We start from the raw sequence: 13,137 nt of genomic DNA, 5'->3' as shown, positions 1-13,137 counted from the left end.
AGTCGGCAACAAATGGAGCCGGACCGCGAACTCGAAGAGGAGACACACGGCATGAAGATCGGCAAGGCATGGGTCGCCGCAGCGGCGGCCGTGGCGACGCTGGGGATGCTCGGGCTCACCGGCTGCTCCGGCAGCTCGGACGGAGCGGGCGCCGACGGCGCGACCACTCTCACGATGTGGCACAACTCCACCACGGGCCCCGGCAAGCAGTACTGGGCCGACGCGGCAGCGGCCTTCCACGAGGAGAACCCCGATGTGACGATCAAGGTCACGTCGATCCAGAACGAGGACATGGACGGCAAGCTGCAGACGGCCGTCAACTCGGGCGACATGCCCGACATCTTCATGGCGCGCGGCGGCGGCAAGCTCGCCGACATCGTCAACGCGGGCAAGGTGAAGGACCTCACGAAGCTCATCGATCCCGACGTGAAGAAGGCCTTCGGCGACGCCCCGTTCAGCGCCTTCAGCGTCGACGGCAAGGTCTACGGGATGCCGAGCGCGGTGCTCCCCGGCGGCTTTTTCTACAGCAAGGACCTGTTCGCGCAGGCGGGTGTCAGCTCCGAACCCACCACGATGGACGAGCTCGAGACGGCTGTCACCAAGCTGAAGGCGGCAGGCATCGAGCCGATCGCGCTCGGCGCCAAGGCGGCGTGGCCGGCCGCGCACTGGTACTACTTCTTCGCCCTGCGGGCCTGCGGTCAGGACCTCATCGCGAACCTCGCGACCAAGGCCGACTTCTCCGATCCGTGCTGGCTCACGGCGGCCGAGAACCTGCAGGACTTCGCCGGGACGGAGCCGTTCAACAAGGGCTTCCTGACGACCTCCCCGCAGGAGGGCGCGAACTCCTCGGCGGGACTGCTGGCCAACCACAAGGCGGCCATGGAGCTGATGGGCGCGTGGGACGTCGGCGTGATCGCCAGCCTGACGCCCGACGAGAAGCCCCTGCCCGACCTGGGCTGGTTCCCCTTCCCCGAGGTGGACGGCGGCGACGGTGGGGCCGGCGCGATGATGGGCGGTGTCGACGGCTACTCCTGCTCGGCCGACTCCCCGGCTGCGTGCGAGAAGTTCCTCAACTTCGTCTCCTCGAAGGAATGGCAGGAGAAGTACGCCGTGGCGTTCCAGACCATCCCGGCGAACCAGGACGCCACCGGAGCGGTCACCGATCCGTCGCTGAAGCCGCTGATGGAGGCGTACACGAAGGCCCCCTACGTCGCCCTGTGGCTGGACACCGCCCTCGGGCAGAACGTCGGCAACGCGCTGAACACCAGCGTCGTCGAGATGCTCGCGGGGCAGGGCTCGCCGAAGAAGCTCGTCGACACGGTCACCAAGGCCGAGGCGAGGGGCTGACCGGCTCATGACCGACACGCAGGCACTGCAGAGCACGACGGTGCCTGAGAGGATCGCCGTCCCTGGAGCGGGCCCCGCGCCCGCTCCGGGGCGGCGCTCGCCGCGGCCCGACTGGCGCAAGCGCGGCGAGATCGCGCTCCTCTCGGGACCGGCTCTCATCATGTTCGTCGGCTTCGTCATCCTCCCGGTGGCGATGGCCGCGTTCTACGGCTTCTTCAAGTGGAACGGCTTCGGCTGGCCGACGGAGTTCATCGGGCTCGACAACTACCGCATGATGTGGGAGGACGAGACCTTCCGGCAGGCGGTGCTGCACAACGGCGTCATCGTCGTGCTCTCACTGCTGCTGCAGGGGCCGGTGGCCATCCTGTTCGCGCTGCTGCTGAACCAGAAGATCCGCGGCAGGTCCATCATCCGGGTGCTGATCTTCGTGCCCTACGTCATCTCGGAGGTCATCGTCGGCATCGGCTGGAGCCTGATGCTGCAGGACGCCGGCGCGCTGAACTCCCTGCTGGAGAAGTGGGGACTCGGGTTCCTGCAGCAGTCCTGGATCGCGGACCCCTCGATCGCGATGGGCTCGCTGATGATCATCATCACCTGGAAGTACCTCGGCTTCGCAGTGATCCTCATGCTCGCCGGCATGCAGTCGATCCCGGAGGAGCTGTACGAGGCCGCCGCGATCGACGGCGCCGGATTCTGGAAGATCCAGTGGAGCATCACGGTGCCCCTCCTGGGGCCGACCATCCGGATCTGGGCGTTCCTGTCCATCATCGGCTCGCTGCAGCTCTTCGACCTGGTCAACATCATCTGGGGCCAGTACATCGCCGCGACCGCCGGCACCTCCACGATGGCGACCTACATGTACCAGAACGGCCATCTGGCCGGCAGCTACGGATACGGCAACGCCGTCGCGGTGATGCTCTTCCTGATCACCCTGATCGTGGCTCTCGTCTATCAGCGCTTCGTGCTGCGTCGTGACACCGATGGTGCGCTGACCGGCGACGGCGGAAGGAGGCGCAAGTGAGCGCCGAGACCCTGAACACCCGTGTCGCCATCCGGGCGATCTCCCCTGAGGGCCGCCGCCGCGTGCGCGAAGCCGACGTGAAGTGGGGGAGCCCTGCGGTCTACCTGGTGGCGCTGGTGCTGATCACGATCTGCATCACCCCGGTGCTGTACGTGATCATCGGCGGATTCCGCACCAACTCGCAGATCACGCTCGACCCCTCCGGTTTCCCGTCGCCATGGCAGCTCGGCAACTACGGCGACGTGCTGGCCAGCTCCGAGTTCTGGACGGCCATGCTGAACTCCACGATCTCCGCGGCAGGGACCACGGCCGGCGCGGTCGTGCTCGGCGTGATGGCGAGCTACGTGCTCGCCCGCTACGAGTTCGCAGGGCGCGGGGTGATGTACGCGCTGTTCGCGGCCGGCCTGATGTTCCCGGTGACGGTGGCCATCACGCCCCTGTACATCCTGATCCGCAACCTGGGGCTGGTGAACAGCCTGGCGGGAATCATCCTGCCGCAGATCGCATTCGCGCTGCCGACGACGATCATCATCCTCGTGCCGTTCCTGCGCGCCATCCCGAAGGAGCTCGAGGAGGCCGCGTCCATCGACGGCGCCTCGCGTCTGGGCTTCTTCTGGCGGATGGTGGTGCCGCTCAGCCTGCCCGGCGTGATCACCGTCGGCATCCTGGCCTTCGTGGGCGCCTGGAACGGGTACATGCTGCCGCTGTTCATCCTCAACGATCAGGGCCTGTTCACCCTGCCGCTGGGCGTGCAGAACTTCGCGTCGCAGTACTCGGTGGACACCGCGCGGGTGCTGGCGTACACCTCGCTGTCGATGCTGCCGGCGCTGATCTTCTTCAGCATGTTCGAGCGCCGCATCGTCGGCGGACTGACCGGAGCGGTGAAGGGCTGACGGATGCTGCACGAGACCCCTGTGAAGACGATCCCCGCCTTCCCCGACGCCTCGCCGCGGGTGAGCGCGCTGCTGGCCGAGATGACCCTCGAGGAGAAGGCCGCGCAGCTGGTGGGCTACTGGCTCGACCAGGGCGGCGAGGTCGTCGCCCCGATGCAGCACGAGATGGGCGCGACGCGCGAGACCGGGGCGCTCGCAGAGATCACCCGGCACGGGATCGGGCACTACACGCGCGTCTACGGCACCCGTCCGGTCGATCCGGCGGAGCGGGCGGCGTGGCTGTGGCAGGAGCAGCGCCGGCTCACGCGCGAGACCCGGCTGGGCATCCCCGCGCTCGTGCACGAGGAGTGCCTCACGGGGCTGGCCGCCTGGAAGGCGGCGACCTTCCCCACGTCGCTGGCCTGGGGAGCGTCCTTCGACCCCGAGCTGGTCGCGGAGATGGGCGCGCTCGTCGGGGAGTCGATGCGCGCGCTCGGCATCCATCAGGGTCTCGCCCCTGTGCTCGACGTCGTGCGAGACCCGCGCTGGGGACGCGTCGACGAGTGCATCGGCGAGGATCCGTACCTCGTCGGCACGGTCGGCGCCGCCTATGTGCGCGGACTGCAGTCCGCGGGCGTGCATGCCACGCTGAAGCACTTCCTGGGCTACTCCGGATCTCGAGCCGGCCGCAACCATGCGCCGGTCTCCGCCGGCCCCAGGGAGGTGGCGGATGTGTTCCTCCCGCCGTTCGAGATGGCCATCCGGGACGGCGGAGCGCGCGGCGTGATGAACAGCTACGCCGAGATCGACGGGGTGCCCGTGGCATCCGACCCGGCGCTGCTGACCGGACTGCTCCGGGAGAGACTCGGCTTCGACGGTGTCGTGGTGGCCGACTACTTCGCCGTGGCGTTCCTCGAGATCATGCACGCGGTGGCCGCGGATCGCGGTGAGGCCGCGCAGCTGGCCCTGACCGCCGGCATCGACGTCGAGCTCCCCTCAGGGGACGCGTACCTGGCGCCGCTGATCGAGCGCGTGCGCGCAGGTCTCCTCGACGAGGCCTATGTCGACCGGGCAGTCACGCGGGTGCTGCTGCAGAAGGAGCAGCTCGGCCTGCTCGACGCCGGCGCGTTCGACGGCGAGCCTCCCGCGCGCATCGACCTCGACACCGATCGGCATCGCGCGGCGGCGCGCCGGCTGGCGGCGGAGTCGCTCGTGCTGCTCGGCAACGACGGCATCCTGCCCCTGCGCGGTCGGCGTCGCGTCGCGCTGGTCGGCCCGAACGCCGACCGCACGGCGGCACTGCAGGGATGCTATTCGTTCGCGAACCACGTGCTCGCGCACCATCCGGATCATGAACTCGGCTTCCGCATCCCGACCGTGCGCGAGGCGCTCACGGCGGCGATTCCGGATGCCGAGATCGTGCACGTCGAGGGCTGCGAGGTCGAGAGCGAGGACCGCTCCGGGTTCGACGCGGCTGTCGCCGCGGCGCAGGATGCCGAGGTGGCGGTGGTCGTCGTCGGCGACCAGGCCGGGCTGTTCGGCCGCGGCACGGTCGGCGAGGGCAACGACGTGGACTCGCTCGATCTTCCGGGCGTGCAGCGCGAGCTGGTCGAGGCCCTGGTCGCGACGGGCACACCGGTCGTGATGGTGCTCGTCACGGGGCGGCCCTATGCCATCGGATGGGCGCTCGACGGCGACGGCGCGCGCCCGGCGGCCGTGCTGCAGGCGTTCTTCCCGGGCGAGGCCGGCGGGGAGGCGATCGCCGACGTGCTCACCGGCGCGATCGCGCCGTCGGGACGGATGCCGGTGAGCCTGCCGCGCTCGTCCGGGGCGCAGCCGTACAGCTACCTGCATCCGATCCTCGGCGGGCCGTCGGACGTGACCTCCACGGATCCGACGCCGCTGCGGCCGTTCGGCTTCGGCCTGTCGTACACGACCTTCGCCTATGACGATCTGCAGGTGTCGGGGCGGGCCCGCACGGACGGCCGGTTCGCGGCATCCGTCCTGGTGCGCAACACCGGCGACGTGTCCGCGACCGAGGTCGTGCAGCTCTACGGCCGGGATCCGGTCGCGAGCGTCACCAGGCCCGTCGCGCAGCTGCTCGGCTATGCGCGCGTGCATCTCGGTCCGGGGGAGAGCAGGCGGGTGCGCTTCGACGTGCCCGCCGCGCGCTTCGCGTTCAGCGACCGCCGCCTCGTGCGGGTGGTCGAGCCGGGCGAGGTGCGGGTGTGGGCGGCGTCGCACGCCGAGGCGCAGGCCCCGGTGTCGGACCTGAGCGGGGCCACGTCGGGGGCGATCTCCAACGAGCGACCTCGCGCGGAGCGGTCGCTGCCCGGTGCCGCCACAGCGCCCGCCACGGTGCTGCTCACCGGCGCCGTGCACGAGGTCACCGGGGAGGACGCCCGCATCGTGGAAGTCTCCGTCGAGTGACGAGCGGGTCGCGCGGCGAGGTGCGCACGATCCGGTCGGCACATGGGCCGATGGCGCACACCGGGATCGGTAGCCTGGGACGATGAGCGAACGCGCGACGACCGTGGAGGGGGTGCGGCGCACCAATCTCGGCGAGGTGCTGCGTCTCGTGCACCACGGGGGACCGCGCTCTCGCGCCGTGATCACGGCCGAGACGGGGCTGAACCGTTCGACCGTGTCCGACCTCGTCGCCCGGCTCGCCGCGGCCGGCCTCGTGCGGGAGCACGATCCCGATCCCACCCGCCGTGTCGGTCGCCCGTCGCCCATCGTCGCGCCGAGCCCCGACGTCGTCGCGATCGGCGTGAACCCCGAGATCGACGCGATCGAGATCGGCGCGGTATCCCTCGGCGGCGCCGTGCGGCTGCGCGAGCGCGTCCCCGCATCGACCCCCGATGTCGCCGAGGTGGTCGAGGTCGTCGCCCGGGTGGTCGCGGCCTGGCGGGCGGATGCCCTGAAGGACTGCCGCATCGTCGGAGCGGGGGTCGCCGTGCCCGGCCTGGTCCGGGCGGAGGACGGCCTGGTGCGTTTCGCGCCTCACCTGGACTGGCACGACGCCGACATCGCGGGTCCGCTGGCGGAGGCCCTCGGCCTGGCCGTCGTGGTCGGCAACGACGCGTCGTACGGCGCCCGCGCCGAGCGCCTGTTCGGCGCGGCGCGTGAGCACGGCGACGTGGTCTACCTCAACGGCGGCGCGAGCGGCATCGGCGGAGGGCTCGTGCTGCACGGGCAGCTCATCGGAGGCGAAGGCGGGTACGCCGGGGGATGGGGGCAGACCGCCGCGAGCCTGACGGATGCCGCCGATCGGCGCGTCGACGGCGGCGTGCTCGAGGACGAGGTGAACCGCGCGCGGCTCGTGCGGGCCGCCGGCCTGACCGCTCCCGACGACGCGGAGCTGGAGCGGGCTCTCACGGCATCCGATGACGCCAGGGTCGAGGCCGCCAGGCAGCGCCGCATCCTCGCCGCCACCCTGGGCAATGCGGTCAACGTGCTCAACCCGTCGATCATCGTGCTCGGCGGGTTCCTCGGCAGCCTCCGCGAGATCGACCGCGAGGGATTCGACGACGAGGTGCGCGCCCGCGCGCTCGCAGCGAGTGCGGAGCGGCTGGAACTGGCCTCCGCGGCGCTGGGAGCCGACCGCCTGCTGATCGGTGCGGCGGATGCCGCTCTGCAGCGGCTGCTGTCCGACCCGCTCGGCTGAGCTGTCATGAGATCTGAGCCGTCATGAGACCTGAGCTGCCATGATCACGAGGAGGCGCCGATGAGCGCGGAACGCAACTGGGCCGGGAACATCGGCTACCGGGGTGCCGTGGCGCATCCCGCGACCGTCGACGAGACGCGCGCGCTGGTCACGGCAGGCGGGAAGGTGCGGGTGCTGGGCACGCGGCACTGCTTCAACGACATCGCCGACACCACCGGCACGCTCGTCGCGCTGGACCGGATGCCGGTGGTCTTCGAGATCAGCCCGGAGCGAGACGCGGTGCGGGTGTCCGGCGGGCTGCGCTATGGCGACATCGCACCGCGTCTCGAGGCCGAGGGGCTGGCGCTGGCGAACCTCGCCTCCCTCCCGCACATCTCCGTCGCGGGCGCCGTGGCGACCGGCACGCACGGATCCGGCGATGCGATCGGATCGCTCGCCGCGGCGGTGCGCGAACTGGTGCTGCTCACGCCATCCGGCGAGCTGCTGCACCTGCACCGCGGCGCCCCGCGGTTCGCCGGCGCGGTGGTCGGTATCGGCGCACTGGGGGTCGTGCTCGAGCTCGTCCTCGACGTCGAGCCGACGTACTCGGTCGCGCAGCGCGTGCACGAGCGCCCGGTCTGGGATGCGATCCTGGGCGACCTCGACGCGGTGACCTCGGCGGGCACCAGCGTGAGCATCTTCACCACCTGGCAGCGCACGGACTCCGCCGACCAGCTGTGGATCAAGCAGCGCGGCGCCGATGACCTGGCCGGAGACGTCCCTGCACGGCTGGGCGCCGCTGCCGCGCAGGTGAAGCGGCATCCGATCCTCGGTGTCGATCCCGAGGCCTGCACCGACCAGGGCGGCGAGCCCGGTGCGTGGTACCAGCGCCTGCCGCATTTCAAGCTGGAGTTCACGCCCTCCGCGGGCGCCGAGCTGCAGAGCGAGTACCTGATGCCGCGCCAGGACGCGGTGGCGGCGCTGGAGGCGATCCGCGGGCTCGCCGGCCGGATCGCCCCGCTGCTGCTGGTGAGCGAGGTCCGCACGGTCGCGGCCGACGATCTGTGGCTGAGCTCCTCCTACGGCACGGATGCCGTGGGCATCCACTTCACCTGGCGGCAGGACGAGGCCGCCGTGCGGGCGCTGCTGCCGGCGATCGAGGCCGCGCTCCCGGCATCCGCCCGCCCCCACTGGGGCAAGATCTTCACACTGGACGGAGCCGAGGTGCGGCGCCGCCACGCTCGGTGGGACGACTTCGCGGCGCTGCGCGCCGAACTCGATCCGGAACGCCGGTTCGTGAACGACTACCTGGAGAGGCTGGGACTGTGACCGATCCCCGTTCCGGACGGCAGCTGACCATCATCGCGCGCGGATACCGCGCCGAGATCGCCGGCATCGGGGCGACCCTGCGGGCACTGACCTTCGAGGGCCGCGACCTGGTGATCCCATTCGACGCCGACGAGGTGCGGCCCGCGCACCGCGGTGCCACGCTCGCCCCGTGGCCGAACCGCATCGTCGACGGCCGGTACGCGTTCGGCGGCGCCACGCACCAGCTGGCACTCACGGAGCCGGCCCGCAGCCACGCCCTGCACGGGCTGGTCACCTGGCTCGACTTCGCGGTGCGCGAGATCGCCGACGACCGGGTGGTGCTGGCCGCTGCGATCCAGCCGCAGGCCGGTTACCCCTTCCGCGTCGAGGTCCAGGTCGAGTACTCCGTCGATGCCACCGGCCTGCACCAGCGCGTCACCGGCCGCAATCTCGGAACGGATGCCGCCCCCTGGGGAACCGGACCGCATCCGTACCTCACGGCCGGCGACGAGCACGTCGACGACACGGAGCTGCTGCTGCCGGCATCCGGGGTGCTCACCGTCACCGCCGATCGGCTCAGCCCGGTCGCCCTCGAGCCGGTCGACGCGCATCCGGAGTGGGACTTCCGCACCCCGCGCCGCATCGGCGACACGTTCATCGACCACGCCTTCACCGGCCTCCAGCGCGACGAGCGCGGTACAGCAGCCGTGCGGCTGCGCGGCGCGTCCGGCGCCGGTGTCGAGATGGCGTGGGACGCCGGATGCCCGTGGGTGCAGGTTCACACGGCCGATCTGCCGGACCCTGTCGCCAGCCGGCGCGGCCTCGCCGTCGAGCCGATGACCTGCCCTCCCGACGCCTTCAACTCCGGCACCGACCTGATCGTGCTCGAGCCCGGCGCCGCGCACACGGCGGGGTGGAGCATCCGGGCGCTCTGATCGCTCCCTGCTGTCGGCGCGTCGGCGAAGGCCGCAACCAGGCCCGTCGCGCTCGCGAGGCGTCATGATGGACGTATGAGCAGCGAAGCCGTCGTCGTCGATGTCATCCGCACCCCGGTGGGGCGCGGCAAGCCGGGAGGGTCGCTGTCCGGCGTGCATCCGGTGGATCTCGCCGCGGGGATGCTGCAGAGCATCCTGGAGCGCAACGGACTGGAGTCCGGGCAGATCGATGACGTGATGCTGGGCTGCGTGAGCCAGGTCGGCGACCAGGCCATGAACATCGCCCGGCAGGCCGTGCTGGCCGCGGGTTTCGATGAGCACATCCCCGGCACGACGATCGACCGGCAGTGCGGCTCCAGTCAGCAGGCCGTCCACTTCGCCGCCGCGGGCATCGCCGCCGGGGAGAACGACATCGTGATCGTCGGGGGAGTGGAGTCCATGAGCCGGGTGCCGCTCGGCTCCTCGGCATCCGGCGGTTCGCCGATGTCTCCGCGGCTCAGCGCCCGCTACCCGCAGGGACTGGTCAACCAGGGCGTGAGCGCCGAGCTGATCGCGCAGCGGTGGGGCTTCGACCGCGCCGCGCTCGACGCCTTCGCCGCGGAGTCGCACGCCCGCGCCGCGCAGGCGTGGCGCGACGGCTTCTTCGACCGCACGGTCGTGCGCGTGCCCGAGGCGCCCGAGGCCATCACAGACGAGACGGTTCGCGAGGGGACGACGGTCGAGAAGCTCGCCGGGCTCCCGGCATCCTTCCGCACGGATGCCTATGCCGAGCGCTTTCCCGACGTCGAATGGAGCATCACGCCGGGCAACTCCTCTCCGCTCACCGACGGGGCCTCCGCCGCGCTGATGATGAGCGCCGACCGCGCCGAGCAGCTCGGTCTCACGCCGCGCGCCCGATTCCGCGCGTTCGACGTGATCGGCGACGACCCGCTGTTCATGCTCACCGGGCCCATTCCCGCCACCCGGCGCGTGCTCGAGCGCGCGGGCCTCGGCATCGACGACCTCGACGCCTACGAGGTCAATGAGGCGTTCGCCTCCGTGCCGCTGGCGTGGGCGGCCGAGCTGGGCGCCGACCCGGCGAAGCTCAACCCGCGCGGCGGTGCGATCGCCCTCGGACATGCTCTCGGCTCGTCCGGCACGCGCCTGCTCGGCACCCTGCTCGATCACCTCGAGGCCACCGGCGGGCGCTTCGGCCTGCAGACGATGTGCGAGGGCGGCGGCATGGCGAACGCCCTCATCCTGGAGCGCCTCTGACTCCCTGTTTCGAATCGCTCAACTGGCTGCATCCGGAGCCGGAATGCAGCCATTTGAGCGATTCGAACGCCCTCACAGCGCCTGCCGAACCCGTCGAACGAGTTCCTCGGGGCGCGTGATCAGTGGAGACGTCGCCTCGATGACCGTCCATCCCGCGGCACGGAACGCGGCGATGCGTTCGACGTCCTGGGCCCACTGCGGGCCGTGGACGATGCCGTGGTACTCGACGATGACGCGCTCTTTCCGATAGACCATGTCGGCGCATCCCAGGAATCTGCCCGCGCTGTCGAACACATCCACGTTCAGTTCCGGCTCCGGAAGCCCTGCGCCGACCAGGATGAAGCGCACCAGAGATTCGCGCGGCGACCAGCTGTCCTCCCGGATCAGCGGAAGCGCCTCACGAAGTCGCGCCGCGCCCAGCCTGCGGCCGGCGTCCAACGCCGCCTGCAGGTCGTCGATCGTCGCCAGCGGCGCCTGGCCGATGTTCTTCCGCCCGATGCCTTCGCGCCACCTCCGGCAGAAGAAGTCGCCGAGCGCCACAAGATCCGGCACGGACAGGGCGCCCAGCGAGACCCAGGTCGCGGCGGGCGACGTGACCCGCAGTCCGTCGCGCTCGCAGATCGACGTGAGACTCGCGAGAGTGCGGTGCCCGACGATGCCGCTCGCGCGGGGGAAGGGGACATAGCCGGATGCGCTGACGTGCAGTCGCAGCCGGGTGCCCTCCGCGATCTGGCCCTCTTCAGTGAACTCGAGGGGGAGCGGTGCTTCCCAGATCGAGGCCGCCGAGTGGTGACTGTAGAAGTGTCCCGGGTGCAGGCGAGGCGCGTAGAGCCTTGCGCGCGCAACGCGGTCCCGCCGCTGGCGGAGGTACGGATCGTCGATGTGCTCGCGCTCCTCGATCTTCGAGGTCAGGACTCGCATGCCGTGGAACGGTGCGGTGAGGTCGCTTCCGCGCAGGCGGGATCGGGTGACGCCATGGCGTCGGGCGAGGGCCACATCGAAGCCGTCGTCGAGTGATCCCGGAAGTTCCTGTCGTCGTCCCATCGCCCCACCGTCGCACGGCAGGCGTACTTCGCGTCGGAGTTATCCACAGCAGTCAGTGGTTTCGAATCGCGCAAATGGCGGCAGATCGCGCGCAGATGCAGCAAGTTGAGCGATTCGAAATCTTGGGGGGCCGGGTTTGACCTTGCCCCGGGGGCAGAGCGGAACCTGAGCCGGTCGGCGAGAGTCGCCGATGCGATGAGAGGGATGATGGACCGCATGCAGCTCATGTCGATCGGCGACTTCGCCCGTGCCGCAGGGCTCAGCCCCAAGGCGCTTCGCATCTACGACGACCTGGACCTGCTGCGCCCCGCCGAGGTCGATGAACGCACCGGATACCGGTACTACGCTCCGGACCAGCTCGAGCCGGCACGCCTGATCGCGGCCCTGCGCCGCGTGGGCATGCCGCTGGAGCGCATCCGGACCGCGCTCGAGCTGCCGCCGGTCGCCGTCGCGGCCGAGGTCACCTCGTTCTGGCGGCAGACCGAGGCCGACGTGCGCTCGCGCCGGGTCCAGGTGTCCGCTCTCGTCGCCGACCTTCGATCGAAGGAGAGCATCATGACCACGACCCGAACACCCCGCACCCGCACGGCGCACGTCATCCGGCAGGGCGCGCGCGACGAGCAGCTGGATGCCGTGCACATCGGCGACGCGCTGTGGGCGGTCGCCGACGGCTTCGGCGGCGCACCCTCGGTGGCGGAGGACCTCGTCCGGCTGCTGGCGGCCGAGCCCGAGCCCGTCAGCGCCGAGCGCTGGGACGAGCTCGCCGCCGAGTGCGCAGGCGGTATCGGCGACGAGGAACGCGGCAGCACCTTCACCGCGATCGCGCTGAAGGGCGATGTCGCGACCATCGCCCACCTCGGCGACTCCCGCGCCTGGCTGCGGCGCGACGGCGTGCTGCGCCAGCTGACCACCGACCACAGCGAGGTCTCGGTGCTCGTCGAGGACGGCCGGCTCTCCGAGGAGGAAGCGCGGCTGCATCCGCGCCGTGCCGTGCTCAACCGGGCGCTCGCCGCAGGGCTGCCCTCCGCGCCCGATGTGGTGGGCGTCACTGTGCAGCGCGGCGATCGCCTGGTGCTGAGCACCGACGGCGTGCACGCGCTGTTCTCGGCATCCGACTTCGCCGCACTGCTCGACGCGGAGGACCCCGACGCGGCGGTCGCCGCCGTCGAGCGTGCGGTGGCGGATGCCGGCGAGCCGGACAACCACACGATCGTGGTGGTCGACATCCACGATTGACGTCGCTGCGCCCCCGGCAGGGAGAGACCCCCGCCGACCCGATTCGGCGGGGGTCTCGCGGTCCGAGACCGCGGCGGGAGCGATGCTCACCGCGGCGCGGCAGTGGTCGGCACCCTGATCCGGTCAAGCCGTTCGGCCGCGCAGAGACAGTTGTACGCGGCCGATGTGTCCGGCAGGTGAACGGGGCCGGAATTGTCCGGCGCAATGCAGCGCAGGATGTGGAAGCGCTTACGATTTCGTCGCCAGGAGCGCATACAGGCTGAGCATTCGTAACTGGAAGCGCTTGCAGTTCGTTGCGGCATCCTGCTACTTTCACAGACACAGCCCCGGACGCGTCGTCGCGCCCGCCACCCCTCCTGGAGCATCCGTGTCGAAGAAGACCGCTGTATCGAAGCCCCGCATCGCACCCCGCGCCACTCGCCGCGTCGCCGTCCTCGCGATCGCGGCGGTCGTGGCATCCGGATTCTCCGCGCT

10 protein-coding genes are annotated in these 13,137 nt (G+C 70.9%); 9 read left to right on the top strand and 1 reads right to left on the bottom strand.

Annotation, left to right across the window (positions count from 1 at the left end; translation table 11 throughout):
- The first annotated feature begins 51 nt into the window (after window positions 1-51).
- The 8 genes from BGN97_RS14165 to BGN97_RS14130 all read left to right on the top strand — a co-directional run bounded on the left by BGN97_RS14165 (window position 52) and on the right by BGN97_RS14130 (window position 10,383).
- Window positions 52-1,347, top strand: coding sequence for an extracellular solute-binding protein (locus BGN97_RS14165; protein WP_292702797.1), 1,296 nt, complete (start codon window positions 52-54; stop codon window positions 1,345-1,347).
- 7 nt (window positions 1,348-1,354) lie between these two features.
- Entirely contained in the window at window positions 1,355-2,368 is a 1,014-nt protein-coding gene (locus tag BGN97_RS14160) for a sugar ABC transporter permease (protein WP_292702795.1), read from the top strand.
- Window positions 2,369-2,397: 29 nt separating this feature from the next.
- Complete coding sequence (locus BGN97_RS14155) at window positions 2,398-3,261, top strand: carbohydrate ABC transporter permease (protein WP_292702928.1); 864 nt, start codon at window positions 2,398-2,400, stop codon at window positions 3,259-3,261.
- 3 nt (window positions 3,262-3,264) lie between these two features.
- A complete protein-coding gene (locus BGN97_RS14150; protein ID WP_292702792.1) occupies window positions 3,265-5,670 on the top strand; it encodes a glycoside hydrolase family 3 N-terminal domain-containing protein in 2,406 nt (801 codons plus the stop codon).
- An 82-nt stretch (window positions 5,671-5,752) separates the two neighbouring features.
- On the top strand, window positions 5,753-6,907 hold the full coding sequence (locus tag BGN97_RS14145; RefSeq protein ID WP_292702789.1) for an ROK family transcriptional regulator: 1,155 nt from the start codon (window positions 5,753-5,755) through the stop codon (window positions 6,905-6,907).
- Window positions 6,908-6,967: 60 nt separating this feature from the next.
- A complete protein-coding gene (locus tag BGN97_RS14140) occupies window positions 6,968-8,215 on the top strand; it encodes a D-arabinono-1,4-lactone oxidase (protein ID WP_292702786.1) in 1,248 nt (415 codons plus the stop codon).
- Window positions 8,212-9,129 (top strand): aldose 1-epimerase family protein, encoded by a 918-nt coding sequence (locus BGN97_RS14135; RefSeq protein ID WP_292702783.1) that lies wholly within the window; start codon window positions 8,212-8,214, stop codon window positions 9,127-9,129. The genes BGN97_RS14140 and BGN97_RS14135 overlap by 4 nt, the downstream gene beginning before the upstream one ends.
- A gap of 75 nt (window positions 9,130-9,204) precedes the next feature.
- Window positions 9,205-10,383 (top strand): thiolase family protein, encoded by a 1,179-nt coding sequence (locus tag BGN97_RS14130; protein WP_292702780.1) that lies wholly within the window; start codon window positions 9,205-9,207, stop codon window positions 10,381-10,383.
- A gap of 72 nt (window positions 10,384-10,455) precedes the next feature.
- Here BGN97_RS14130 and BGN97_RS14125 read toward each other — a convergent pair whose 3' ends face one another.
- Window positions 10,456-11,427 (bottom strand): hypothetical protein, encoded by a 972-nt coding sequence (locus BGN97_RS14125; RefSeq protein ID WP_292702778.1) that lies wholly within the window; start codon window positions 11,425-11,427, stop codon window positions 10,456-10,458.
- A gap of 204 nt (window positions 11,428-11,631) precedes the next feature.
- Between BGN97_RS14125 and BGN97_RS14120 the strand changes: the two genes are divergently transcribed.
- Window positions 11,632-12,663, top strand: a complete 1,032-nt coding sequence (locus tag BGN97_RS14120) for a MerR family transcriptional regulator (protein WP_292702776.1) — start codon at window positions 11,632-11,634, stop codon at window positions 12,661-12,663.
- Window positions 12,664-13,137 lie beyond the last annotated feature (474 nt).

It is taken from the genome of Microbacterium sp. 69-10, assembly GCF_001897945.1.
Taxonomy (GTDB): Bacteria; Actinomycetota; Actinomycetes; order Actinomycetales; family Microbacteriaceae; genus Microbacterium.
The sequence above is the reverse complement of the archived record's forward strand: the minus strand, read 5'-3'. Positions and strand labels throughout refer to the sequence as shown.